Source organism: Burkholderia sp. CpTa8-5, from assembly GCF_017815045.1.
Lineage (GTDB): Bacteria > Pseudomonadota > Gammaproteobacteria > Burkholderiales > Burkholderiaceae > Burkholderia > Burkholderia sola.
In genome coordinates, this window is record NZ_JAGIQD010000044.1 from 1 (window position 1) to 25,274 (window position 25,274).

General features: G+C 65.1%; 24 protein-coding genes and 2 tRNA genes. 20 read left to right on the forward strand and 6 right to left on the reverse strand.

From position 1 onward, the window contains the following. Nucleotides 1–689, reverse strand: a 689-nt coding sequence (locus J8I35_RS32865) for an NAD(P)/FAD-dependent oxidoreductase (protein ID WP_209929200.1), incomplete at its 3' end; no start/stop codon positions are given. A gap of 179 nt (nt 690–868) precedes the next feature. On the opposite strand from J8I35_RS32865, the gene J8I35_RS32870 reads away from it, so the two are divergent. Then, entirely contained in the window at nt 869–1,651 is a 783-nt protein-coding gene (locus tag J8I35_RS32870; protein WP_050012456.1) for an SDR family oxidoreductase, read from the forward strand. A 32-nt stretch (nt 1,652–1,683) separates the two neighbouring features. Continuing rightward, on the forward strand, nt 1,684–2,124 hold the full coding sequence (locus J8I35_RS32875; RefSeq protein ID WP_050012457.1) for a thioesterase family protein: 441 nt from the start codon (nt 1,684–1,686) through the stop codon (nt 2,122–2,124). A gap of 120 nt (nt 2,125–2,244) precedes the next feature. Here the strand turns inward: J8I35_RS32875 and J8I35_RS32880 are convergent, their stop codons facing one another. After that, on the reverse strand, nt 2,245–2,790 hold the full coding sequence (locus J8I35_RS32880) for a LuxR C-terminal-related transcriptional regulator (protein ID WP_050012458.1): 546 nt from the start codon (nt 2,788–2,790) through the stop codon (nt 2,245–2,247). Nucleotides 2,791–3,006: 216 nt separating this feature from the next. On the opposite strand from J8I35_RS32880, the gene J8I35_RS32885 reads away from it, so the two are divergent. Next, nucleotides 3,007–3,711: a CoA transferase subunit A gene (locus J8I35_RS32885; RefSeq protein WP_050012459.1), complete on the forward strand. Its 705-nt coding sequence runs from the start codon at nt 3,007–3,009 to the stop codon at nt 3,709–3,711. Between the two features lies 1 nt (nt 3,712). Further along, nucleotides 3,713–4,354: a CoA transferase subunit B gene (locus J8I35_RS32890; RefSeq protein WP_050012460.1), complete on the forward strand. Its 642-nt coding sequence runs from the start codon at nt 3,713–3,715 to the stop codon at nt 4,352–4,354. Between the two features lie 80 nt (nt 4,355–4,434). Here the strand turns inward: J8I35_RS32890 and J8I35_RS32895 are convergent, their stop codons facing one another. The 3 genes from J8I35_RS32895 to J8I35_RS32905 are packed head-to-tail and all read right to left on the reverse strand — an operon-like array spanning nt 4,435 to nt 6,776. Then, a complete protein-coding gene (locus J8I35_RS32895) occupies nt 4,435–5,148 on the reverse strand; it encodes an SDR family oxidoreductase (protein WP_050012461.1) in 714 nt (237 codons plus the stop codon). 48 nt (nt 5,149–5,196) lie between these two features. Next, nucleotides 5,197–6,207: a polysaccharide deacetylase family protein gene (locus J8I35_RS32900; RefSeq protein WP_209929202.1), complete on the reverse strand. Its 1,011-nt coding sequence runs from the start codon at nt 6,205–6,207 to the stop codon at nt 5,197–5,199. An 11-nt stretch (nt 6,208–6,218) separates the two neighbouring features. Next, entirely contained in the window at nt 6,219–6,776 is a 558-nt protein-coding gene (locus J8I35_RS32905; RefSeq protein ID WP_124556414.1) for an ester cyclase, read from the reverse strand. A gap of 134 nt (nt 6,777–6,910) precedes the next feature. On the opposite strand from J8I35_RS32905, the gene J8I35_RS32910 reads away from it, so the two are divergent. The 13 genes from J8I35_RS32910 to J8I35_RS32970 all read left to right on the forward strand — a co-directional run bounded on the left by J8I35_RS32910 (nt 6,911) and on the right by J8I35_RS32970 (nt 19,852). Continuing rightward, the gene (locus J8I35_RS32910; protein WP_209929204.1) at nt 6,911–7,819 is read left to right on the forward strand and encodes a LysR family transcriptional regulator; all 909 of its coding nucleotides are present in this window, start codon (nt 6,911–6,913) and stop codon (nt 7,817–7,819) included. Nucleotides 7,820–7,943: 124 nt separating this feature from the next. Further along, nucleotides 7,944–8,840 carry an alpha/beta hydrolase gene (locus tag J8I35_RS32915; protein ID WP_089488380.1) on the forward strand — a complete coding sequence of 299 codons (897 nt, stop codon included), beginning with the start codon at nt 7,944–7,946 and terminating at the stop codon, nt 8,838–8,840. A 79-nt stretch (nt 8,841–8,919) separates the two neighbouring features. After that, entirely contained in the window at nt 8,920–9,273 is a 354-nt protein-coding gene (locus J8I35_RS32920) for a RidA family protein (protein WP_050012466.1), read from the forward strand. Between the two features lie 39 nt (nt 9,274–9,312). Then, a complete protein-coding gene (locus tag J8I35_RS32925; RefSeq protein ID WP_124637873.1) occupies nt 9,313–11,547 on the forward strand; it encodes a bifunctional (p)ppGpp synthetase/guanosine-3',5'-bis(diphosphate) 3'-pyrophosphohydrolase in 2,235 nt (744 codons plus the stop codon). Nucleotides 11,548–11,631: 84 nt separating this feature from the next. Continuing rightward, nucleotides 11,632–11,708 (forward strand) — tRNA-Val (locus J8I35_RS32930). A gap of 270 nt (nt 11,709–11,978) precedes the next feature. Then, the gene (gene thrS, locus J8I35_RS32935) at nt 11,979–13,886 is read left to right on the forward strand and encodes a threonine--tRNA ligase (protein ID WP_209929209.1); all 1,908 of its coding nucleotides are present in this window, start codon (nt 11,979–11,981) and stop codon (nt 13,884–13,886) included. A 49-nt stretch (nt 13,887–13,935) separates the two neighbouring features. Next, nucleotides 13,936–14,460 (forward strand): translation initiation factor IF-3, encoded by a 525-nt coding sequence (gene infC / locus J8I35_RS32940; protein WP_071734130.1) that lies wholly within the window; start codon nt 13,936–13,938, stop codon nt 14,458–14,460. A gap of 190 nt (nt 14,461–14,650) precedes the next feature. Then, nucleotides 14,651–14,848 (forward strand): 50S ribosomal protein L35, encoded by a 198-nt coding sequence (gene rpmI, locus J8I35_RS32945; protein ID WP_004191477.1) that lies wholly within the window; start codon nt 14,651–14,653, stop codon nt 14,846–14,848. A gap of 30 nt (nt 14,849–14,878) precedes the next feature. Continuing rightward, complete coding sequence (rplT, locus tag J8I35_RS32950) at nt 14,879–15,238, forward strand: 50S ribosomal protein L20 (RefSeq protein WP_004192938.1); 360 nt, start codon at nt 14,879–14,881, stop codon at nt 15,236–15,238. A 149-nt stretch (nt 15,239–15,387) separates the two neighbouring features. Continuing rightward, nucleotides 15,388–16,401, forward strand: a complete 1,014-nt coding sequence (gene pheS, locus J8I35_RS32955; protein ID WP_050012469.1) for a phenylalanine--tRNA ligase subunit alpha — start codon at nt 15,388–15,390, stop codon at nt 16,399–16,401. 97 nt (nt 16,402–16,498) lie between these two features. Next, entirely contained in the window at nt 16,499–18,928 is a 2,430-nt protein-coding gene (gene pheT, locus J8I35_RS32960; protein WP_209929211.1) for a phenylalanine--tRNA ligase subunit beta, read from the forward strand. Nucleotides 18,929–18,999: 71 nt separating this feature from the next. Beyond that, nucleotides 19,000–19,386 (forward strand): integration host factor subunit alpha, encoded by a 387-nt coding sequence (locus J8I35_RS32965; protein WP_006486093.1) that lies wholly within the window; start codon nt 19,000–19,002, stop codon nt 19,384–19,386. A gap of 52 nt (nt 19,387–19,438) precedes the next feature. Then, on the forward strand, nt 19,439–19,852 hold the full coding sequence (locus J8I35_RS32970; protein ID WP_050012471.1) for a MerR family transcriptional regulator: 414 nt from the start codon (nt 19,439–19,441) through the stop codon (nt 19,850–19,852). An 80-nt stretch (nt 19,853–19,932) separates the two neighbouring features. Here J8I35_RS32970 and J8I35_RS32975 read toward each other — a convergent pair whose 3' ends face one another. Beyond that, nucleotides 19,933–22,143, reverse strand: a complete 2,211-nt coding sequence (locus tag J8I35_RS32975) for a hypothetical protein (protein ID WP_209929212.1) — start codon at nt 22,141–22,143, stop codon at nt 19,933–19,935. 391 nt (nt 22,144–22,534) lie between these two features. Between J8I35_RS32975 and J8I35_RS32980 the strand changes: the two genes are divergently transcribed. The 3 genes from J8I35_RS32980 to J8I35_RS32990 all read left to right on the forward strand — a co-directional run bounded on the left by J8I35_RS32980 (nt 22,535) and on the right by J8I35_RS32990 (nt 25,191). Next, entirely contained in the window at nt 22,535–23,248 is a 714-nt protein-coding gene (locus tag J8I35_RS32980; RefSeq protein WP_209929219.1) for a methyltransferase domain-containing protein, read from the forward strand. Between the two features lie 137 nt (nt 23,249–23,385). Then, nucleotides 23,386–23,462, forward strand: a tRNA-Pro gene (locus tag J8I35_RS32985). A 130-nt stretch (nt 23,463–23,592) separates the two neighbouring features. After that, a complete protein-coding gene (locus J8I35_RS32990; RefSeq protein WP_245170531.1) occupies nt 23,593–25,191 on the forward strand; it encodes a tyrosine-type recombinase/integrase in 1,599 nt (532 codons plus the stop codon). Nucleotides 25,192–25,274 lie beyond the last annotated feature (83 nt).

Sequence of the window (25,274 nt, forward strand, 5' to 3'; positions counted from 1 at the left end):
TCCCACAGTTCCTTGATGCCGATCCCGTACGCTTGCGGATCGGCGTTCGCGTCGAGCTTGAACGTCGAGATCAGCTGGCGGCCGAGGTGGCCGCGGCAGCCTTCGGCGAACAGCGTGTACTTCGCGTGCAGCTCCATGCCGAGCTGGAAGTTCTCGGTCGGCTCGCCGTCCTTGCCCACGCCCATGTTGCCGGTGGCGACGCCCTTTACCGAGCCGTCGTCGTTGTAGAGGATCTCCGCAGCCGGGAAGCCGGGGAAGATCTCGACGCCCAGCGCCTCGGCCTGCTGGCCGAGCCAGCGCGTGACGTTGCCCAGCGAAATCACGTAGTTGCCGTGATTCTTGAAGTTGTCCGGCAGCGCCCAGTTCGGCGTGGTCACCGCGCTCTTCTCGGACAGGAACAGGAAGCGGTCCTCGCTCACCTCGACGTCGAGCGGCGCACCGCGTTCCTTCCAGTCGGGAAACAGCTCGGTGATCGCGCGCGGGTCCATCACCGCGCCCGACAGGATGTGCGCGCCGATCTCGGAACCCTTCTCGAGCACGCACACGCCGATCTCGGTGCCTTTCTCGGCGGCCAGCTGCTTGAGCCGGATCGCCGCCGACAGCCCGGCGGGGCCGCCGCCGACGATCACGACGTCGTATTCCATCGATTCGCGCGGGCCGTATTGCTCGATGAGGCTTGCGGGGGTCATTGGCGTTCCTCTAACCGTTAGAATGCTTTTATTCGGGAGCGTATTGTCTGCGAAACGAAACGCTTGCCGCAACAGCATGCGGGTAGATTAGCACGATCGTTCTATTTTTTGTGCTAGGGTAATGCCGCCCGGGCTGTGCCGTCCGGGCTGGCGCAACGATATCGAAAGGGGATGTGCAAATGGGTCGATCGATCAATCTGGAGGGCAAGGTTGCGCTGGTCACGGGCGCGTCGAGCGGCCTCGGGCAGCGTTTTGCGCAGGTGCTGTCGCAGGCCGGCGCGAAGGTCGTGCTCGCGAGCCGCCGCGTCGAGCGCCTGAAGGAGCTGCGCGCGGAGATCGAGGCGGCGGGCGGCGCCGCGCACGTCGTGTCGCTCGACGTGACCGACGTCCAGAGCATCAAGGCGGCCGTCGCGCATGCGGAGACGGAAGCCGGCACGATCGACATCCTCGTGAACAATTCGGGCGTGTCGACGATGCAGAAGCTCGTCGACGTGACGCCGGCGGATTTCGAGTTCGTGTTCGATACGAACACGCGCGGCGCATTTTTCGTCGCGCAGGAAGTCGCGAAGCGGATGATCATGCGCGCGAACGGCGGCGGCAATGGCAAGCCGCCGTGCCGGATCATCAACATCGCGTCGGTGGCCGGGCTGCGCGTGTTCCCGCAGATCGGGCTGTACGCGATGAGCAAGGCCGCGGTCGTGCAGATGACGCGTGCGATGGCGCTGGAGTGGGGCCGCCACGGGATCAACGTGAATGCGATCTGCCCCGGCTATATCGATACCGAAATCAATCATTACCTGTGGGAAACCGAGCAGGGCCAGAAGCTGCAGTCGATACTGCCGCGCCGGCGCGTCGGCAAGCCGCAGGATCTCGACGGGCTGTTGTTGCTGCTCGCGGCCGACGAGTCGCAGTTCATCAATGGCTCGATCATCTCCGCGGACGACGGCTTCGGCCTTGCGTGAGCGGATGACATTTCGCAACAAAGAAGACAGCAATGAGCGCAACAAGCGATTACTCCCCCGTTTTTGAGATGTCGATGCCGATCCGCTGGGGCGACATGGACGCGTTCGGCCATGTGAACAACACGGTCTATTTCCGCTACATGGAGCAGGCGCGGATCTCGTGGTTCGAGCAGCTCGGCATTGCGGGCGGCAACGGCGAGGGGCAGGGGCCCGTCATCGTCACCGCGTCGATGGAGTTCCTCAAGCAGCTGCACTATCCGGGCGACGTGATCGCGAGGATGTCGGCCGCGAAGCCCGGCCGAAGCAGCTTCGACACCGGCTTCGAGCTCACGCGCGCGGACGATCCGCAGCATGTCTATGCGCGCGGCAACGCGCGCTGCGTGTGGGTCGATTACGCGCTCGGCAAGTCGGTGCCGCTGCCGCCGCTGCTGCGCGACACGATCGAGCACGCGCTCGCGACGAAAATCGGCTGAGCGCGCATATCGGCAGGCCGTGCGCACCGGGTCGCCGGTGGCGCGCCGTGCCCGTCGTTTCCGTCAATCGGCCGCCATGTGCGGCCGATCGTCATTCGAGCGCCGCGATGCAATGCGCGTTCACTGCCCGAGCAGGCGCTGCAGCAGCTCCGGCGTATTGTTCGTCCCGTATTTGCGCATCAGTCGCGCGCGGTAGATGTCGACCGTGCGGGAGCTGATGTCGAGCACGCGCCCGATCTGCTTGCTGGTCTTGCCGGTCGCGAGCTGCGCGGCGATCTCGCGTTCGCGCGGGGTCAGCTCGACCGCGACGCGGCGCGTCGCGCTCAGATCCTCGAAGGTCCAGATGCCGGCCGCGAGCGGCGCGGTGCGGTCGAGCGCGCGGCCCGTCACGTGGCACCAGAACAGTTCGCCGTCCGCGCGCTTCATGATTCTGTCGTCCGAGTAGACGCCGTTCGCGACCATCACGCGTGCGATGCGCTCGCCGATTCGCTGGAATTCGTCCGTGGACGGGTAGAGCACCGCATACGATTTTCCGGTCAGGTCGGCCCGCGCGCAGCGGAAGATCGACGCGAGCGCGTCGTTGCAGTCCTCGATCACGCGGTCGCGCGACAGCACGAGGCCGAGCGGCGCGAGGTGGAAGGCGGTCTGGTAATCGAGATCGGGCATGGCGCGGGGGGCGGAGGGAAATGCTTATGTATTTTTGCGTATTGTGCCGCATCCGCGCCGCATCGTACCCTTTCAGGCATCTCGCGGCGTTCGTCGCGACATAAAAAGCGTGCCTCGACGCAGGCATCGCCGCGCATGCATAGAATGGTGCGGCGGGCTTGCGCCACGTGGCGCGTGAACCGGTTTTGCTGGTTTCCATAGAGGAAGGGACAACTGATGAACAAAGTCTATCCAAGCGCGGCTGCCGCGCTGGAGGGGATCGTCCGTGACGGACAGACCTTCGCGGTGGGCGGCTTCGGCCTGTGCGGCATTCCCGAGGCGCTGATCGCGGCGTTGCGCGATTCGGCCGTCAAGGGCATCACCTGCATCAGCAACAACGCGGGCGTCGACGGTTTCGGCCTCGGCCTGCTGCTGGAAACGCGCCAGATCAAGAAGATGATCTCGTCGTACGTCGGCGAGAACAAGGAGTTCGAGCGCCAGTACCTGGCCGGCGAACTCGAGCTCGAATTCACGCCGCAGGGTACGCTCGCCGAGAAGCTGCGCGCGGGCGGCGCGGGCATCCCCGCGTTCTTCACGAATACCGGCTACGGCACCGTGATCGCGGAAGGCAAGGAAACGCGCCAGTTCGGCGATCGCCACTACGTGCTCGAGCAGTCGCTGACGGCCGACGTCGCGCTCGTCAAGGCGTGGAAGGCCGACAAGTCCGGCAACCTGATCTATCGCCGCACCGCGCGCAACTTCAACCCGATGTGCGCGATGGCCGGCAAGATCACCGTGGTCGAGGTCGAGGAGATCGTCGAGAACGGCACGCTCGATCCGGATCAGGTTCATACGCCGGGAATCTTCGTGCAGCGCATCGTGCTGAACGCGACGCCGGAAAAACGCATCGAACAACGCGTCGTACGCGCGAAAGGAGACTGACATGGCCTGGAATCGTGACCAGATGGCTGCGCGTGCGGCGAAGGAACTGCAGGACGGCTTCTACGTGAACCTCGGCATCGGCCTGCCGACGCTCGTCGCGAACCACGTGCCGGAAGGCGTCGAGGTGTGGCTGCAGTCGGAGAACGGCCTGCTCGGCATCGGCCCGTCGCCGACCGAAGACGAAGTCGACGCCGATCTGATCAACGCCGGCAAGCAGACCGTCACGACGCTGCCCGGTTCGTCGATCTTCTCGTCGGCCGATTCGTTCGCGATGATTCGCGGCGGCCATATCAACCTCGCGATCCTCGGCGCGATGCAGGTCAGCAAGCAGGGCGACCTCGCGAACTGGATGATCCCCGGCAAGATGATCAAGGGGATGGGCGGCGCGATGGACCTCGTCGCGGGGGTGGGGCGTGTCGTCGTGCTGATGGAGCATGTCGCGAAGGGCGATCAGCACAAGATCCTCGACGAATGCAACTTGCCGCTCACGGGTGTCGGCGTGGTCGACCTGATCATCACCGATCTCGGCGTGATCGAAGTGACGCCGTCCGGGTTGAAGGTGCTCGAACTCGCCGACGGCGTGAGCGTCGACGAGATCCAGACGAAGACGGGCGCACCGCTCGACGTCAGCGCCGTGGCCTGAGCACGACCCTGGTGCGTGATCCTCGACGCCCCGCGTTCCCGACGGAGCGCGGGGCGTTTTGTCACGAACGGACGTACGCGTCACGCAATCGCGCCGCCGCCGTCGATCAGTACCGTCGAACCGGTTGCATAAGGCGTGGCCGCCAGATACAGGATCGCATTCGCGACATCCTCCGGCTGGCCGACCCTGCGTGCCGGAAGCCGTTGGGCGGCGCCCGCGTACATCGCGTCGCGTGCGTCGGGCGCGAGCTTATCCCACAGCGGCGTCGCGATCAGGCCCGGCGACACGGTGTTCACGCGAACCGGCGCCAGTTCGAGCGCCAGCCCTCGGGCGAGCGCCTCGAGCGCCGCGTTGATCGCGCCTTGCAGGACCGACGACGCGCTCGGCCGCACGCTGAGGAACCCCGACACGAACGTCAGCGAGCCGCCCGGCGCGATATCGATCGCGCGGGCGATGCGGTAGGCGCCCCAGAACTTGCTGTCCATCGCTGCCTGCGCGTCGGCGAGCGGCAGCGCACGGAGCGGGCCCGTGGCCGTTTTCGCGGCTGAAATCACGACGTGGTCGAACCGGCCGACGCGCGCGCAGAACGCATCGACGTCCGCCGTATCGGTGATGTCGAGCGCTTCGGTCCGCACCTGCGCGCCCGGTATGGCATCGATGCCGAACCTGGCCGGATCGCGCGACGCGATCGTCAGATGCGCGCCGCGCCGCGCGAATGCCGTCGCGGTGGCGGCGCCGATGCCGGAGCTTCCGCCGACGACGAGTACGTTCTTTCCGTGGAGCGGATCGTTCATGAAAGTCTTTCCTGGGTAGTGAATTGAGCAGAGTTGAGCGGAATCCGGTCAGATCGTTTCGGCCTCGCGCAGCGTCATCGGGCTGTGCAGCGCGAAGCGCGCGATGTCGTCCTTGCGCATGAAAACGACCCCCGGGTGTGATCGAGCGTAGTGCAGGAAGGTGTCCCACGCGCGGACCATCTGCGGCGTGCCGCTGATCCGGTCGTGCGCGCTGATCGACATCAGTCTGCGCCGCTGTCCGGCTTCCGCGTACAGCTGGTCGAAATCCAGCTTGATCTGCTCGACGAACATCGTCGGCGAGTAGTTGCGGCCTTCGATCAGCAGGATGTCGTTGTTGCGCAGCGTGTACGGGACCACCGCGAAATCGCGGCCGCCGACGGTCTCGATGAACGGTTCGTCGCGGCTGACGTCGTCGATGTGATACACGTAGCCGAGTTCCTGCAGCAGCGATAGCGTATGCGGGCCGCGCCGCAGCCAGTTGCAGTTGTAGCCGGTGGGGCGCTGGCCGGTCACCGCCTCGACCATGTCACGCGCGTCGGTCAGGAAGCGGCGCTCGTCGTCGCGGCTCATCGCGAATTGCGCGCGCCACGTCGGGCCGTGCGCGGCGGCTTCGTGGCCGCGCGATACGATTTCGCGTGCCAGTTCGGGGTGCCGGCGCGCGGCTTCCCCGATCATGTGCGACGTCACTTTCACGCCGTGCCGGTCCCACAGATCGAGCAGGCGCGGAATGCCTTCCCGGTAGCCATACGCAAACCAGGTGGCCGACGCGAGATCGACCGGCACCGACGGCGGGAACGCGACCGCCGGAAACGGGCTGTCCGCGCCCGTGGGCGGTTGGCCGCCCGCCTCGAACTGCATCGAGATCGAGATCACGAGCCGCGCGCCGTCCGGCCAGTACGGCGTGGTGCCCGGTGCGGCAGGCATCGGCGTCGGCGCGGCGGTGGCGGGCACGGACGTGCCTGCGGCCAGCGCGACGCCGGCCGCGAGCCCGGCGCCGGCCTGGGCCAGGAACGTGCGGCGCGGCAGCGGCGTCGCGGAAGTGTCGTTACCGTGAGTCATCGTCCCCTCCGTCAACCGACGAGCCCAAGCTGACGCATCAGCGTCAGGTTGTCTTCGATGTGCCAGTTTTCCGCGATCCGGCCGTGGTCGATCCGATAGATATCGGTCGCGATGAAGTCGATCGCCTGTCCGCGCCCGGCCGTTCCGTTGAACGCCCCGGTGAAATGCCCGCGGAAATGCAGGTGCACGACGACCCGGTCGCCGGCGACGATCATCTGTTCGATGTCGCAGCGCAGGTCCGGGATCGCGCCGCGCATCGTGCTGGACGCCGCGAGCGGCCCCGGTAGGCCCTGTTCGCGGCCGGGCGGCAGCGTTCGGTCGGTGAAGTCGTCGGCGAGCGCCGCGCGGGCGAGCGCGGGGTCGCCGGTATTCCAGAAGCTGCCGTAGCGGCGCGCGGCCAGCACTTGCGCGCGGGCCTGCGCGGCCGGCAAGCCCGCCGCGACGGTCAGCGTGTGCGGCTCGACGAGATCGGCGGCATGGGCCGCGACGGGCCAGAGCGCCACGACGCAAGCGGCTGCCGCGAATGCGTGCGCGACGGGGCGGGTGGCCGAACGAAGGCGGATCGACATGGTTTCGAGGGTCCTGTGAAAGCGTCAGGCGACGACGCGGAACAGGTATGGTAGGTTTCCGTTCTGCATGCAAATACGGGCAAAAGAAGAATGGATTATTCGAAAAAAGGAAAGATTTGGGTGAGGCGGGCGCCATGACGCTGATCGACGATTTCCCGGCGCTCGATACCTTCGCGCGGATCGTGTCGGCCGGCAGCCTGTCGGCGGCGGCGCGCGAGCTCGACCTGTCGTTGTCCGTCGTCAGCAAGCGACTCGCGCATCTCGAGTCGCGGCTCGGCGTGCGCCTGCTGCACCGGACGACGCGGCAGCAAACGCTCACCGACGACGGCGCGCAGTTTCACGCGCAGGTGCTACGCATCCTCGCGGAGGTCGAGCAGGCGGAAACGCTGATGCGCGATCGCCGCGGCACGGTCAGCGGCGTGCTGCGCGTGACGGCGCCCGGCGAGCTCGGCCGCCTGCGAATCGCGCCGCTCGTGGCGGCCTTTCAGCAGCGACATCCGCAATTGACCGTGCAGCTGATGCTGACCGATACGGTCGTCGATCTGCTCGCGTCCGACATCGACGTCGCCGTGCGGATCGGCAATCTTGCCGATTCGACGATGATCGCGCGCGAGCTGGCGCCGAATCATCGCGTGCTGTGCGCGTCGCCGGGTTATCTCGCGGCGCACGGGTCGCCGGCCCATCCGGCCGAGCTTCGTGCGCATCGATGCATCGTGATGGGCGACCAGCCGCGTGCCGAATGGCGGTTCGACGGCGCGCAAGGCGGCGTGGCGGTCGAGGTGACGGCCGCGCTGCTGACCAACGACGGCGGCGCGGTGCGCACGCTGGCGCTCGAGGGCGCGGGCATTGCGCTGAAGTCGATCTGGGACGTCGGCGCCGATCTCGACGCCGGCCGGCTCGTACGCGTGCTGCCGGCCTTCGCGGCGTCCGCCGCGCCGCTGCATGCCGTCTATCCCGGCGGCCGTCACGTGCCGCTGCGCGTGCGGACATTCGTCGATTTCCTGCGCGAGCAGTTGCGTCATGCGTGGCACCGCCACGACTGAACCCACCCCGGGTGGCGGGCCGGGCGCGTGGCGACCCGTCATTCCGAAGCGGTTTACAATCGTTTGCATCGGGCGTCGCAAGCGTTGCCCCGCGCGTCGCCCCCCGTTCGACAGGATGCCAACGATGCCAACGACCTCAGCGAATCCCCCGGTTCCCCGCCAGCGGCGCGTGCAGTGTGCGAGCACGGCCGGCCTTCACCACGTCGCCTATACCGAGTGGGGCGACCCCGCGAATTCGCGCGTGCTCGTCTGCGTGCACGGCCTGACCCGCTCCGGCCGCGATTTCGACCGGCTGGCCGCCGCGCTGTCCGATACGTATCGCGTCGTCTGCCCCGATGTCGCCGGGCGTGGCCGCTCGGACCGGCTGGCCGATCCGCGGCTCTATGCGATTCCGCAATACGTGGCCGACATGGTGACGCTGATTGCCCGGCTCGACGTCGAATCGGTCGACTGGTTCGGCACGTCGATGGGCGGCCTGATCGGCATGGCGCTTGCCGGGCTGCCCGGTTCGCCGCTGCGCCGGATGATCGTCAACGACGTCGGTCCGCGCATCGAGCCCGATTCGCTGACGCGTATCGGCGAGTACCTCGGCGTGCAGCCGCGCTTTGCGACCGAGCAGGAGGGAGTCGATTATCTGACGTCGCTGTCGCTGCCGTTCGGTGCGCTGAGCGCCGACGAGTGGCGCGAGATCAACGGGCCGCTGCTGCACGAACTGCCCGAAGGCGGCTGGACGATGCGCTACGATCCGCGCATCGCCGAGCCGTTCAAGGCGACGACGCCCGAACTGGCCGCGCTCGGCGAGGCCGCGCTGTGGCGCGCGATCGAGACGACGGACGCGACGCTGCTCGTCGTGCGCGGCGAGACGTCCGACCTGCTGTCGCGCGAGACGGCGGCCGAAATGGTCCGTCGCGGCCGGCATGTGACGCAGGTCGAGATTCCGGGGGCAGGGCACGCGCCGGCGTTCGTCAGCGCGGACCAGATTGCGCTCGCGCGGCGGTTTTTCGTCGAAGGCGACGCATAAACGCGTCATAATATGCGGTTCGGCGGCACGCGGGCCGTGCCGCCGCCCGAATCCCTACCCATCACGACCGGAACATTTCATGGCAGTCATTCGTCACCACGTCGGGGCCCGTCTCTCCGAAACCGCGATCCACAACGGTACCGTGTATCTGGCCGGCCAGATCGCCGAAGACACCACGCAGGACATCCGCGGCCAGACGCGCGAAGTGCTCGGCCACATCGACCGCCTGCTCGCCGAAGCGAACAGCGACAAGGCCCATCTGCTGTCGGTGCAGATCTACATCTCGGATCTCGCGAACTTCGAAGGCATGAATGCCGAGTGGGACGCATGGGTTGCGGAAGGCAACGCGCCGCCGCGCGCGACCGTCGAGGCGAAGCTCGCCGATCCGGCGCTGCTCGTCGAGATCGTGGTCGTCGCCGCGCAGCGGAGCTGAGCGTCAGCCAAAGATGACCGTATTCCGGCAGGCCGTGCAATGACCGAATCCGTTTCCGCTTCTCCCGTCGCGGCGCCGTCGTTCGACGACGTGCTCGCGTTCGTGCGCGAGCGGGCCGGCGACGCGCGCCTGTCGTCCGGCGAGCTGCTCGCCGATCACTCGGCCGGCACGGCGGCGATCATGCGCACGCTGAACGTCGATCCGCACGCGATGCAGGCCGCCGCGCTGTTCGTGCTGACGCCGCATCTGAGCGACCCCGAACGCGAGCTGACCGAGCGTTTCGGCGACGAAGTCGCGCGGCTCGTGGCCGACGTGCGCAAGCTGTTGCGGCTCGGCACCGTCAGCCTGCGCGCCGCGCAGAACGCGAAGCCCGACTCCGGGCGCGACGCGGCGGAAGAGCGGCGCACGCAGATCGAGGCGCTGCGCAAGATGCTGCTCGCGTTCGCGCAGGACATCCGCGTGGTGCTGATCCGCCTTGCTTCGCGCTTGCAGTCGCTGCGCTACTACGCGGCCGCGAAGCTCGATCCGCCGCCCGACGTCGCGCGCGAGACGCTCGAGATCTATGCGCCGCTCGCGAACCGTCTCGGTATCTGGCAACTGAAGTGGGAACTCGAGGATCTCGCGTTCCGCTTCGAGGATCCCGTCACCTACAAGCGGATCGCGAAGCTGCTCGACGAGAAGCGCATCGAGCGCGAGGCGTACGTCACGCAGGCGATCGCGCGGCTGCAGCACGAGCTCGCGCAAGCGCACATCCAGGCCGACGTCAGCGGCCGGCCGAAGCATATCTACAGCATCTGGCGCAAGATGCGCGGCAAGGAGCTCGATTTCTCCGAGCTGTACGACGTGCGCGCGTTTCGCGTGATCGTGCCCGACATCAAGGATTGCTACGCGGTGCTCGGCATCGTGCATCACCTGTGGCAGCCGGTGCCGAAGGAGTTCGACGACTACATCTCGCGGCCGAAGCCGAACGGCTACAAGTCGCTGCATACGGTTGTGATCGGCGACGACGGCCGTGCGTTCGAAGTGCAGATCCGCACGCAGGAGATGCATCGCTTCGCCGAGTACGGCGTCGCCGCGCACTGGCGCTACAAGGAGGCCGGCGCACGCGGCTATGGCGGCCAGTTCTCGGCGAGCGACAAGTACGACGAGAAGATCGCGTGGCTGCGTCAGTTGCTCGCGTGGAAGGACGACGTCGAGGACGGCACCGAGGTGTCGGGCGATCAGGCGTGGGCGCAACTGCGCGAGACGTCGCTCGACGACGACCACATCTACGTGCTGACGCCGCAGGCGCGCGTGATCGCGCTGCCGCAGGGCGCGACGCCGGTCGATTTCGCGTACCACCTGCACAGCGAGCTCGGCCATCGCTGCCGCGGCGCGCGCGTCGACGGCGTGATGGTGCCGCTGAACACGCCGCTTTCGAACGGCCAGACGGTCGAGATCGTCGCGGTGAAGGAAGGCGGGCCGTCGCGCGACTGGCTGAACCTGCAGCTCGGTTACCTGAAGAGCCCGCGTGCGCGGCAGAAGGTGCGTGCGTGGTTCAACTCGATCGAGCAGGAAGAAAACATCGCGCACGGCCGCGCGCTCGTCGAAAAGACGCTGCAGCGCGAGGGCAAGACGTCGGTCAGCCTGGACAACCTCGCCGCGAAGCTCGGCTTCAAGTCGCCCGAGGAGCTGTTCTCGGTCGTCGGCAAGGAAGAATTCAGCCTGCGCAACGTCGAGCACGCGCTGTCCGACGCGCCGCCGCCGGAACCGGCGCCCGAGGCGCCGGCCGATTTCGAGAAGCGCAGTAGCGGCGCGAGCGTCGCGCACGGTGCGTCGACCGGCGTGCTGGTGGTGGGCGTCGACGCGCTGCTGACGCAGCTGGCGCGCTGCTGCCGTCCGGCGCCGCCCGATCCGATCAGCGGTTTCGTCACGCGCGGCAAGGGGATGTCGATCCACCGCACCGACTGCCCGACGTTTCGCCGGATGGTCGAGCGCGCGCCGGAACGCGTGCTGCAGACGACCTGGTCGGCCGACGTGCTGGGCGGGCGCGGCGCGTCCGTCTATCCGGTCGACCTGATGATCGAGGCGAGCGATCGGCAAGGGCTGCTGCGCGATATCTCCGAAGTGTTCGCGCGCGAAAAGATCAACGTCGTGGGCGTGAAGACGCAAAGCCGCCGCAATGCGGCCTTCATGCAGTTCACGGTCGAGGTCTCGAATTCGGCGCAGGTGCAGCGCGCGTGCACGCTGCTCGGCGAGGTGCAGGGCGTCGTGCGGGCAGGGCGGAAATCCTGATGGGGTTGGATCCGCGTTATTTTGCTGCGACCGCATAAAACACTTGCCAAGCCTGCAGCCACTCCATATAATCTTAGCTTCTCTAGGCTCGTAGCTCAGTTGGTTAGAGCACCACCTTGACATGGTGGGGGTCGTTGGTTCGAATCCAATCGAGCCTACCAACGAATTGAGAATGCCCGGCCTCCGGGTGTTCGAAGCAGTACACAACTCAACGCGAACAAGGCGAATACGGTTATGACACCGCGAACGTTGACCGAAACCACTTCGGAGCGACGCTAGTCGAGGAACGTTTTCGCCCTTTCAGTTTGAGTGAAGTATCGAATGCGGCCCCTCGAAAGCGGGGCCGCATTTTTTTTGTCGCGAATTTTCACGCGCGAGTTTGATCTCGCGTACCTGGTCTGCCGCCCACTGTCGGCATCACGGAGAATGCTATGGTTTCGATACGCTTGCCTGACGGCTCAGTTCGACAATACGAGCATCCGGTGACAGTTGCCGAGGTTGCGGCCTCGATCGGTCCCGGCCTCGCCAAGGCTGCGCTGGGTGGCAAGCTCGATGGCGAGCTCGTGGATACGTCGACGCTGATCGACCGCGACGCGTCGCTCGCGATCGTCACGGACAAGGATGCCGACGGCCTCGACATCATCCGCCACTCGACCGCCCACTTGCTCGCGTATGCGGTGAAGGAGCTGTATCCGGACGCGCAGGTGACGATCGGCCCGGTGATCGACAACGGTTTCTATTACGACTTCTCGTACAACCGCCCGTTTACGCCGGAAGATCTGGAAAAGATCGAAAAGCGCATGCAGGAACTCGCGAAGAAGGACGAGCCGGTCACGCGCCGTGTCGTGTCGCGCGACGAGGCGGCCGGTTACTTCCGCAGCATCGGCGAGAAGTACAAGGCCGAGATCATCGAATCGATTCCGCAAAGCGACGAAATCAAGCTGTACTCGCACGGCGGCTTCACCGATCTGTGCCGCGGCCCGCACGTGCCGTCCACCGGCAAGCTGAAGGTCTTCAAGCTGATGAAGGTCGCGGGTGCGTACTGGCGCGGCGATTCGAAGAACGAGCAGCTGCAGCGCATCTACGGCACGGCCTGGACGAAGAAGGAAGACCAGGATCAGTACCTGCACATGCTCGAGGAAGCGGAAAAGCGCGACCACCGCAAGCTCGGCAAGCAGCTCGACCTGTTCCATATGCAGGAAGAGTCGCCGGGCATGGTGTTCTGGCATCCGAAGGGCTGGGCGCTGTGGCAGCAGGTCGAGCAGTACATGCGCCGTCGCGTGAACGACGCCGGCTATCTCGAGATCAAGACGCCGATGATCATGGACCGCTCGCTGTGGGAAGCGTCGGGCCACTGGCAGAACTATCGCGAGAACATGTTCACGACGGAGTCGGAGAAGCGCGACTACGCGATCAAGCCGATGAACTGCCCGGGCCACGTCCAGGTGTTCAAGCATGGCCTGCGCTCGTACCGCGACCTGCCGCTGCGTTACGCGGAATTCGGCTCGTGCCACCGCAACGAGGCGTCGGGCGCGCTGCACGGTCTGATGCGCGTGCGCGGCTTCGTGCAGGACGACGCACACATCTTCTGTACGGAAGACCAGTTCATCTCGGAATCGATCGCGTTCAACACGCTCGCGATGAGCGTGTACAAGGACTTCGGTTTCGATCACATCGACATCAAGCTGTCGCTGCGCCCCGACCAGCGTGCGGGCACGGACGAGACGTGGGATCGCGCCGAGCAGGGCCTGCGCGACGCGCTGACCGCCTGTGGTCTCACGTGGGAAGAGTTGCCGGGCGAGGGGGCGTTCTACGGCCCGAAGATCGAGTACCACATCAAGGACGCGCTCGGCCGCTCGTGGCAGTGCGGCACGCTGCAGCTCGACATGGTGCTGCCGGAGCGCCTGGGCGCCGAGTACGTCGCGGAGGACAACAGCCGTCGCCGGCCGGTGATGCTGCACCGTGCGATCGTCGGTTCGATGGAGCGTTTTCTCGGCATTTTGATCGAGCACCACGCTGGTGCAATGCCGGTCTGGCTCGCGCCGTACCAGGCAATTGTGCTCAATATCGCCGAAAGTCAAGCCGAATATGCGCAGGCTCTGACCCAATCGTTGCAAAAACAAGGGGTTAGAGTGGCGGCCGATTTGCGCAACGAGAAGATTAGCTATAAAATACGCGAGCACACGCTGGAAAAGGTGCCTTATCTCCTCGTCGTGGGCGATAAGGAGCGTGATGCGCAAACGGTAGCCGTGCGTGCCCGTGGCGGCGTCGACCTTGGCGTAATGCCGGTCGAAGCCTTCGTTGAGCGTCTGCAGGAAGACCTGCGCTCGTTCAAGTAACCGCCCTGGCAGCGCGGCTCGTTTTTTTAATTTTTAGAGGAAACGTAACATCGCTACTGATAAGTCGTCGCACCGCATCAACGGTGAAATCACTGCGCCGGAAGTGCGCCTGGTCGGGATCGAGAACGAACCGCTCGGTATCGTAAAACTCGCTGACGCTTTCCGTAAATCGGAAGAACTGGATGTTGACCTGGTGGAAATCGCGCCGCAAGCGGTGCCGCCGGTTTGCCGTCTGATGGATTACGGCAAGTTCAAGTACCAGGAATCGAAGAAGCAGCACGAAGCGAAGCTGAAGCAGAAGGTCATCCAGGTCAAGGAAGTCAAATTCCGCCCGGGTACCGATGACGGGGATTACAACGTCAAGCTCCGCAATCTCGTGCGCTTCCTCGAAGAGGGCGACAAGACGAAGATCACGTTGCGTTTCCGCGGCCGCGAAATGGCTCACCAGGAAATCGGTATGCGGATGCTGGAGCGTCTGCGCACGGATCTCGAGGAAGTCGGCCAGGTCGAGCAGATGCCGAAGATGGAAGGGCGCCAGATGATCATGGTGCTCTCGCCGAAGAAAAAGAAGTAACGGGCCCGCGCGCATCGCGCGCAGGTTCGACAGTGGTTCGGCGCGTTGCCCGGTCAGGGCGGCGCGCCAACGATGACGGCGGCTGCGCAAGCGGGTCGCCGTACACAAGTGGACTGGGTTTCGAAGGGCGGGTCAAGGGCGCAAGCCAACCGCACACCCATCGCCATCTAATAAACTGGAGTTGTTCGTCATGCCTAAGATGAAGACCAAGAAGAGCGCTGCAAAGCGCTTCGTGGTGCGTCCGGGCGGTACCGTCAAGCGCGGTCAAGCCTTCAAGCGTCACATCCTGACCAAGAAAACCACGAAGAACAAGCGCCATCTGCGCGGCGCAACGGCAGTTCATGATTCCGATCTGAACTCCGTCCGCGCGATGCTCCCGTTCGCGTAACCCCTCAACTGATACTCCAAGGAGAGAAACATGCCTCGAGTCAAACGTGGGGTAACCGCACGGGCCCGCCACAAGAAGATCATCAACCTGGCCAAGGGTTATCGCGGCCGCCGCAATAACGTCTACCGCATCGCCAAGCAGGCGGTGATGCGCGCTGGTCAGTATGCGTATCGCGATCGCCGCAACAAGAAGCGTGTGTTCCGCGCACTGTGGATCACGCGTATCAACGCGGCAGTTCGCCAGCACGACATGACCTACAGCGTGTTCATCAACGGCCTGAAGAAGGCGTCGATCGAACTCGACCGTAAGGTGCTGGCCGACATGGCGGTGTTCGACAAGGCTGCTTTTGCTGCGATCGTCAAGCAGGTGAAAGCCGCCGTTGCAGCCTAATTGCGAAATTAGCACTGCGTGGTTAGTTGCAGCGAGGTTCCGGTAGTCTCGGCCGCTGCAGCGAAAACGGGGCTCTTCCGAGCCCCTTTTTTGTTTGGCGAGACCATTTCGCTCGCCAAGACCGAATGACGTTGGAAATGATGGGATCTATGGATCTGGACCAGATTGTCGCCGACGCGCAGCAGTCCTTCGAACAGGCTGCCGACATCACCACGCTCGAAAACGAGAAAGCCCGATTTCTCGGCAAATCGGGTGCGCTGACCGAGTTGCTCAAGGGCCTCGGCAAGCTCGATCCCGAAGCACGCAAGACCGAAGGCGCACGCATCAACGTCGCGAAGCAGCAGGTCGAAGCCGCGCTCACCGCCCGTCGCCAGGCCCTGGCCGACGCGCTGCTGAATCAGCGCCTCACCGCCGAAGCGATCGACGTGACGTTGCCGGGCCGTGGCGCCGGTGCAGGCAGCCTGCACCCGGTGATGCGCACGTGGGAGCGTGTCGAACAGATTTTCGGCTCGATCGGTTTCGACGTGGCCGACGGCCCCGAAATCGAGACCGACTGGTACAACTTCACGTCGCTGAACAGCCCGGAGAACCATCCGGCGCGTTCGATGCAGGACACCTTCTACGTCGAAGGCAAGGATGCCGACGGCCGCCAGCTGCTGCTGCGCACGCACACGAGCCCGATGCAGGTGCGTTATGCGCGCATGAACCGTCCGCCGATCAAGGTGATTGCGCCGGGCCGCACGTATCGCGTCGACAGCGATGCGACCCACTCGCCGATGTTCAATCAGGTCGAGGGGCTGTGGATCGACGAAAACATCAGCTTCGCCGACCTCAAGGGCGTCTATACCGACTTCCTGAAAAAATTCTTCGAGCGCGACGACATCCTCGTGCGCTTCCGTCCGTCGTATTTCCCGTTCACGGAACCGTCGGCCGAGATCGACATGATGTTCGAGCACGGCAAGAACGCCGGCAAGTGGCTCGAAATTTCCGGCTCCGGGCAGGTGCATCCGACCGTGATCCGCAACATGGGCCTCGACCCCGAGCGCTACATCGGTTTCGCGTTCGGCAGCGGCCTCGAGCGCCTGACGATGCTGCGCTACGGCGTCCAGGATCTGCGGCTGTTCTTCGAGAACGACCTGCGTTTCCTGCGCCAGTTCGCATAACGCCGCTCGCCGCGCCGACCTGTGCCCGCGCATGCCCCGACGGACGTTTCCGACGGAGCCCGGGCGTCGATCTAACCTGTTTCGAACGTAGACATCCATGCAATTCCCTGAATCCTGGTTGAGAACCTTTGTCGACCCGCAGCTGACGACCGACGCCCTGTCGCACGCGCTGACGATGGCGGGGCTCGAAGTCGAATCGCTGAGCAAGGCTGCGCCGCCGACGTCGAAGATCGTCGTCGGCCGCGTGCTCGAAGTCGTCAAGCATCCGGATGCGGACAAGCTCAATGTCTGCCAGGTCGACGCCGGCACCGGCGCGACGCTGAACATCGTGTGCGGCGCCCCGAACGTGGCACCCGGCATCAAGGTGCCGGTCGCGCTGGTCGGCGCGGAACTGCCGCCGGCGGAAGAGGGCGGCAAGCCGTTCGCGATCAAGCTGTCGAAGCTGCGCGGCGTGGAAAGCCAGGGGATGCTGTGCTCGGCGCGTGAGCTGAAATTGTCCGAGGATCACAGCGGGCTGCTGATCCTGCCGGAAGATACGCCGATCGGCCAGGACATCCGCGAGACGCTCAATCTCGACGACACGATCTTCGAAATCAAGCTGACGCCGAACAAGGCCGACTGCCTGTCGGTGTTCGGTATCGCGCGCGAGACGGCCGCGATCACCGGCGCACCGCTGACGCCGGTCGACATCCGCCCGGTGAACGTCGAGCTCGACGAGACGCTGCCGGTGCGCATCGCCGCGCCCGATCTGTGCGGCCGCTTCTCGGGTCGCGTGATCCGCGGCGTGAATGCGCACGCGAAGACGCCGCAGTGGATGGTCGAGCGCCTCGAGCGTTCGGGCCAGCGCAGCGTGTCCGCGCTCGTCGACATCTCGAACTACGTGATGTTCGAGCTCGGCCGCCCGTCGCACGTGTTCGATCTCGACAAGATCCACGGCGGCATCGAAGTGCGCTGGGGCAAGCGCGGCGAATCGCTGAAGCTGCTCAACGGCAACACGGTCGAACTCGACGAAACGGTCGGCGTGATCGCGGACGATCGTCAGGTCGAAAGCCTGGCCGGCATCATGGGCGGCGACAGCACGGCCGTCACGCTCGATACGACCAACATCTACCTCGAAGCCGCGTTCTGGTGGCCGGACAGCATCCGCGGCCGCGCGCGCAAGTACAACTTTTCGACCGATGCGGCCCATCGCTTCGAGCGCGGCGTCGATTACGCGACGACCGTCGAGCACGTCGAGCGCATCACGCAACTGATCCTCGAAATCTGCGGCGGCAAGGCCGGCCCGGTCGACGATCAGGCGGTGAACCTGCCGCAGCGCGTGCCGGTGAAGATGCGTGTGTCGCGCGCGAACCGCATTATCGGCGTGAAGATCGACGCCGACGAGATCGCGAACATCTTCACGCGCCTCGGCCTGCCGTTCGAGCGTGAAGACGACGCGTTCCTCGTCACGCCGCCGTCGCACCGCTTCGACATCGAGATCGAGGAAGATCTGATCGAGGAAGTGGCGCGCATCTACGGCTTCGAGAAGATTCCGGCGCGGCCGCCGGTCGCGACGAGCGAAATGCGCGCGACCCACGAGACGCGGCGTTCGATCCACAACATCCGTCACGCGCTCGCCGCGCGCGACTACGCGGAAACCGTCAACTTCAGCTTCGTCGATGCGGAGTGGGAGCAGGATTTCGCGGGCAACGACAACCCGATCCGTCTGCTGAACCCGATCGCCAGCCAGCTTTCGGTCATGCGCACGACGCTGTTCGGCAGCCTGATCTCGGTGCTGCGCCACAACCTGAACCGCCGCGCCGATCGCGTGCGCGTGTTCGAATCGGGGCGCGTGTTCATTGCCGATCCGTCGGTGAAGGCCGGCGAATTGGCGGTCGAAGGTCATGCGCAGCCGAAGCGCGTCGGCGCGCTGGCGTACGGTCCGGCATTCGACGAGCAGTGGGGCGTCGCGACCCGCGCGGTCGATTTCTTCGACGTGAAGGGCGATCTCGAGGCGCTGCTCGCGCCGGCGGTCGCGCGCTTCGTGAAGGCCGAGCATCCGGCCCTTCATCCGGGCCGCAGCGCGCGCATCGAAGTCGATGGCCGTGCGGTCGGCTGGATCGGCGAGCTGCATCCGCGCCTGATGCAGAAGTACGAGCTGCCGCACGCGCCGGTGATGTTTGAAATCGACGCGGATGCGCTGACTGCACGTGCGCTGCCCGCGCCGACCGACGTGTCGAAATTCCCGCCGGTCCGTCGCGATATCGCCGTTGTCGTCGATCAGGGGGTCGAGGTTCAGGCACTTTTCGACGAAATGAAGAAGGCGCTTGCCGAAGACGCCTGCCGATTCGTTCAGAAGGTTGTACTCTTTGACGAATTTCGTGCAAAATCAAATACTTCCGGTGGTCTTGCCGCGAACGAGAAGAGCCTTGCCTTCCGCGTGACGCTGCAGGACGCGGCTGGCACGCTGCAGGACGAGGTCGTCGATCAGGCGATCCAGACGCTGGTCGAGCGAATGGCTCGTGCCGGTGCGCGCCTGCGCGGCTAAGGAGAGGGCCCGCCCGTTCGCGGGCGGCTTTTTCCATCGTAAGTTTTGATTCAACGCGCTGTATGGCAGATATGAACGACATGACCTCGAGTGAATTCGAAGCCCTCCTGACGGCGCAACGCAGCGCCATGAACCGCGACGCTTCGGCGCCGGCGTCCACGGAGACGCCGACGCTGACGAAGGCGGAACTGGCGGAGCTGCTGTTCGATAGCGTCGGGCTGAACAAGCGTGAAGCGAAGGACATGGTCGAGGCGTTTTTCGAAGTGATCCGCGATGCGCTCGAAAACGGCGAAAGCGTCAAGCTGTCGGGGTTCGGCAATTTCCAGTTGCGCGACAAGCCGCAGCGCCCGGGCCGCAACCCGAAGACGGGCGAAGCGATTCCGATCGCGGCCCGCCGGGTGGTAACCTTCCACGCGAGCCAGAAGCTGAAGGCGCTGGTCGAAAACGGCGCGGAGTAATACGCGCCCACGCCCCGCGCGGCCGCCGCGCACCCTTACCGACGGTTAACCGATGACCACCACGGTTGAGAAAGTCGTCTTGCCTCCGATTCCCGCGAAGCGCTACTTCACGATCGGCGAAGTCAGCGAACTGTGCGGGGTCAAACCACACGTGCTGCGTTACTGGGAACAGGAGTTCACTCAGCTGCGGCCGGTGAAGCGGCGTGGCAACCGGCGGTATTACCAGCACCACGAAGTGCTGCTGATCCGGCGGATTCGCGAGTTGCTGTACGAGCAGGGCTTCACGATCAACGGCGCGCGCAACCGGCTCGATTCGCCGGGCAGCGATCGGGCCGCGGCGGAGCCGGTCGAATCCGATGTGCAGGCCGCCGATGCGCGCGGGGCGGCCAACGCGGGCGCAAACGTCGATGTGACCGCGTTGCGGCAGGCGTTGCTGGACGTGATCGACGGACTGAAACACGACTGAGCGCACGGTGCGCAGGATGTATGGGAAAGCCCGGTTGGCGACCGCCACCGGGCTTTTTTCAAGCGGGTCGCGCCTGCGGATCAGCGCGACGCGAGCGGATTCTTCCGGCCCATGTCGACGACCAGCGTGCCGTCCGGCAGCATCCGCACCGAGCCCTGCGCGACCTGGTTGCGGTACCCGTACAGGTCGAACCGCATCGGGCCGGCCTCGGCCGAATTCCGGATCAGCGCGCGCACGTTCAGTTCGAGCACGTTGAACATCTTCATGTCGCCGCCTTCCATCCACATGTAGCTCGGCGCATCGATCTGCGGCCGCTTCGGCGCGGGCGCGCCCGGTGCGCGCCGGAACGTCAGACGCAAGCCGTCGCGCTCGACCGTCGCCTGGCCGAGCTTGCCGTTCAGCACGGGCGGCGGGAACACGGTGTACTGGTCGAGCACGAGCGTGTCGCCGCGCAGTTCCGCGCCGCGCCGCTGCAGCGGCGTCAGCGACGACAGCTCGATGCCGAGCGAGCGCAGTAGCGTCGCCTGCGGGATGCCGAGCACCGACACCTGCGACGGCTTGAATGCGAGGTGGCGGTCGTCGAGTACCGTCAGCGAGCCCTTCATGTCGGTCGGCAGCCAGACGCCCGGCACGTGATTCCACAGCTTGATGCCGCCCTGGACGCGCAGGTTCTGCCCGTCCGCGCTCAGTTGCAGGCCGTTCAGCGAACGCGGCGAATAGTCGAGCAGGTAGTCGTTGAACAGCGCCGACATCGCCTTCCACGACTCGACGACCGTGCCGCCGAGAATGCGGATGTCGTACTGGTTCGGGTCGTCGAGATCGACGGGTTCGCCGGCGCGCTTCGACACGAGTTCCACGTCGAGATCTTCGACATGAAAACCGATATCGCCGGACAGGTTGAAGTCGACGTTGCGCAGATGGATCGTCGGGTTGCGGTTCGACACGTGCCGCTCGTTGAACGGCGTCGTCGACGTGCGTCGCATCGCGACCTTCTGCATGCCGGGCCGCGCGGCGTCCGCCGCGAGCGCGTACGCTTCCCAATGCTGGCGCACGTCGCGCAGCGCATTCTGCTGCGCGGCGAGGAAGCTGTCGTTCAGGCGCGCGGCCGCGTTGCCGAGCAGCGCGCCGCTGGCCGGGCCCGCATATGTAGGCATCCGGATCGCCATCGCGCCGCTTTCGTCGAAGTTGAAATAGCCGGCCGATACCTGGTCGCGATAGTGGTACAGGTCGAACACGAACGTCTGGTCGCGCTTCGACGCGTCGAGCGGAGCGATCAGGATGTCCGCGTTCATCGGCATCGAGCGCATGAATTTCACGTCGCCGCCGCGAATGTACATCGCTTGCTGCGGCGCGTTCGCGGGCATCGCGAAGCCCGCATGCGTGCCGTCGTCGAGCTTCAGGTCGAGGCCCGCCGGCGTCACGTGCAGCGCGGTGATCGTCAGCTTCAGGCGCGGCGGCGGCATCAGCTTGTCGACCGCCATCACGAGATCGTCGCCGGCGAGTTGCGCGATCGGCGTCTCCACCTTCAGCAGGTCGGCCATTTTCACGTTGGCCGCGCGCATCACCGGCTGCGCGTCGAGGCCCGACACGCGTACGCCGGTCGGGTGGAACACGAGCTGGCTGCCGTCGCGGATCGCGAGCGTGCCGATCAGCGAGAACGGTACCCAGCCGTCGCGCTGCATCTCGCCTTGCAGATGGATCACGCCGTCGCCGGCCGATACCGCGAGCTTGCGCAGCGGCGCGTTGCGATAGCCGAAGATGTAGGTGTTGAAGAGGGCGGTCAGCTTCGCGTTGTCGAGCGTGACCGTGCCTTCGTGCACGTCGATCTCGAAGCTCGTCGGATCGTCGAATACGATCGGCGCGCCGGCCTGCGTGGGCACGAGCGTGGCCGACAGCTGATGAATGAAGAAGCCGAGATTGTTGACGACGCGGAAATCGACGTCGCGCAGGAACGTCATCGCGCCGTTCTGGCCCGAGTCGCGCAGCGTGAACGGGCGCGGTTGCGTGAGTCTGATCGACGCGAGCGACGGCACGGTGCGCGCGATTTGCTGCTCGCGCGCGAGGCGCTCCGCCTTCGTGCGTTCTATCTTCGTCGATGCGATCGACGTGTTGCTGTCGCGCTGCGCGGCCGATTCCGCGCAGCCGGCGCAGAGCAGCGTGAGCGCCAGCGCGCCGCAGCCGAACACGCGGGATGTCGTGTGTGATCGCGGGGCGGCCGTGCGTCGCAGGCCGGCAACCCGGTCGAAAATTGCCAAAGGCGAGCGATGGCCGCGCCGGACCGCATTCCGCATCGTCTGTCTCCATGTCTTGTCTTGATCGACGGGGGCGCGCGCCACTGCACGGCGCGAGCGTCGACGCCGTGCAGTGTGTCATAGCGCGCTAGAGCGGCGTTACCAAACAACGGCCGCCCGGTTACGGCGCGCTGGCGGGCTGCCGGACAATGGTTTCGCGGTGGATGGACGGGCGGATCAAACGGTCGTTTGGTTTGTCCGGACCGTCGGCCGGCGTCTTTCGACGCGCCCCTGAAAACCCGCGGTCGACCATGACCGGCGCGGGTTTCACCGGATGCCGAAGCGGCGCGGCCCCGGGCATCGACGGATACGATCGGCGAGGGCGGCGAGGTAAGATCGGCTCAGTGGCGAATTCGACATCACAACACGGCAGCCATCACGGGGAAGCGCCATGGACCTGAAGGAAGTCGACGTACTGGGTGCGGGAGTGGGCGATCACTGGTACTACGCGTCGAAGGCGAGCGCCATTCGCCGGTTCCTGGGCGCGTCGGGCGTGAACCGGATACTCGACGTCGGTGCGGGCTCCGGCTTTTTCTCGAAGCATCTGCTCGAGCGCACGCCGGCGACGGAAGCATGGTGTGTCGACACGAGCTACGCCGACGACAGCGATGGCGAAGCGGCCGGCAAGCCCATCCACTTTCGGCGCTCCGTCGATCGATTCGATGCCGATCTCGTGTTGCTGATGGACGTGCTCGAGCATGTCGACGACGACGTCGGGCTGCTGACGCAGTATGTGAAGGGCGCGCCAGCGGGCAGCCGGTTCCTGATCACGGTTCCCGCGTTCCAGTTTCTTTGGAGCGGCCACGACGATTTTCTCGAGCACAAGCGCAGGTATACGCTCGGCGGCCTCGAGGACGTGGTCCGGCGCGCGGGGCTCGACGTCGAGCACGGCGCCTACTATTTCGGCCTGACGTTTCCGCTCGCGGCCGCACTGCGGCTGGGCGAGCGGGCGCGTTCGCATCCGCGCGAGCCTGCGTCGCAATTGCGCCGTCATCATCCGTTCGTCAACGGTTTGCTCAAGACGATCTGCCGCATCGAGTTGCCGATGTTCCGCTTCAACCGCATCGCCGGCCTGACGGTCATCTGTATCGCGCGCAAGCGGTGACGGTGAAGGCGATGCGGGTTCGATGCCGCGGATTGCTTGCATCGGCACGATCGCGCCAAAAAATTTCACGAGGGCAGGCACAAAATGCATGCGACCCGTTCTAAATCGGGGAACTGTCTGTTATAATTTTTTTCTTTCGGGGCGTAGCGCAGCCTGGTAGCGTACCTGCATGGGGTGCAGGTGGTCGGAGGTTCAAATCCTCTCGCCCCGACCAGGATATAAGGCCCGGAAACCCGCGCCAGTATTGGGAAGCCAATGCTGACAAAGGTTTCCGGGCCTTTCCGTTTTCCGGGTGTGTCAATTGGGTGTGTCAGTTCGCCGTGTAAAATTCGGAGATGACTGACTTGGCAACCCAACTCCCTACCGGCGTCTACCTCAGGCCCGGTTCCTCAGTTTTCCAGATTCGTATCGGCGTCCCCAAGGACCTAGAGAACTTCTACCGCGACCCAAAGACCGGCAAGCCAAAGGCTGACGCCTATCGCGCGAGTCTGCGGACCTCAAACCGAGACGAAGCAATCACCAAGGCCCTCAAGCTGATAGCGGAGCACCGCGACCGATTCGACGCGCTGCGGACCAAGGCCGCCCCCGCACCGTTCGTGGCGCTTACGCCAGCATTGGCGCAACAGTTCGTGGAAGCCGTCCGGTTTTCCTTGCTGCACGTTGATGACCACGTAACATTCATTGAGGCCGACCCCACAGCACGGGTACAAGCGCGAGCCCGCCTTGATAGGGCTAGGAGCGGGTCTATCGTAGCGATGCGCAATGGAGACCTGGGCGCAGCACGCGCCGTCGCCGCGCGTACCGCTGAAGAATGGGGCCTGAGGATCGACTGGGATTCCCAGGAAGGGACAAGGTGCTTGATCCAGATTACACGGGCCGTGGTCTCCGCACTGGTAGATATTGAGAAGCGGCAGGGAGGCAATCCGATTGATACTCCGGCAGCACCGGAGCCGCCGCAGGTACACGCGGAGTCGTCCGAGCCCGCCGAGCCGCATAAGACCTTACGCGATGTCGTACCGTCCTGGATCGCACGCAACGCCCCTAAGGACAACGCCATTGGACGCACGGAGAGGGCGCTGACGTTGTTCGAGCAGGCCGTGGGCAGCGTGCCGCTTACTGAACTGACGAAGGCCAAAGGGGCCGCGTTTGTTGAGTTCTTGCTGGACCCGGCGCGTGGATGGTCCCGTAAGACGGCGGCAAACCATGCCGCATGTATCGCCTCCCTCGCAAACGTAGCCGTAAAGATTGATCTACTGGAGCGAAACCCGCTCGACCTCACATTTGACAAGACAATCGGGGCGAAGTCCCGTGAGCCTTGGACCGACGATGAACTACGGCGAATGTTCGGTCATTCGCTGTTCTCCGGTCGCATGGCCGAGGCTCCCCATTGGCAGGACGTGGAGCCGTCTGATGGTCGCGCTTTGCTGTTGTTGCTGCTGCACACTGGTGCACGCATTGGCGAGATCGCGCAGCTACGGAAAGAGGACTTCCAGACCCGCAATGGGATCACGGTAATACGTATCACTGCCGAGGCTGGCACGGTCAAGACTCAGGAGTCTGAGCGAGTCGTCCCGCTGGCCGCACACCTACTGGCCGACCCCTGGTTCGCTCAGTGGCTCCCGGCAATCTTGGGCGGCATTGGGCCAGCGCTCCCGTCTGCCTGCGGTCGTGCGCGGGGGCCAGGCGACACTATGGGCCAATGGTTCCGCCAGTTCCGCAAGGCTGCTGCATTGCCAGAAGGGGCGCTAGAGGGTGCCCACAAGTTCCGCCATTGGCTCCGGTCTACCTTGGCAGAGAAACACGTCGGCGAGGCCACGATGGATTCGATTACCGGTCACTCGGCACAGGGCTCTAGCGGCCGTAAGACCTACACGGCGGCAGCGAGCCTTCCGGCTATGAGAGAAGCATTGGACCGCCTTGACTGGCCCGGAGTGTCCCAGTAGCAATCACGGATGTTCGCGCCTGGCCCTAACGGCGGCTCGCTTCGGCGGGCCGCGTCTCATGGTCTGCTTGAATGTCGTAATGA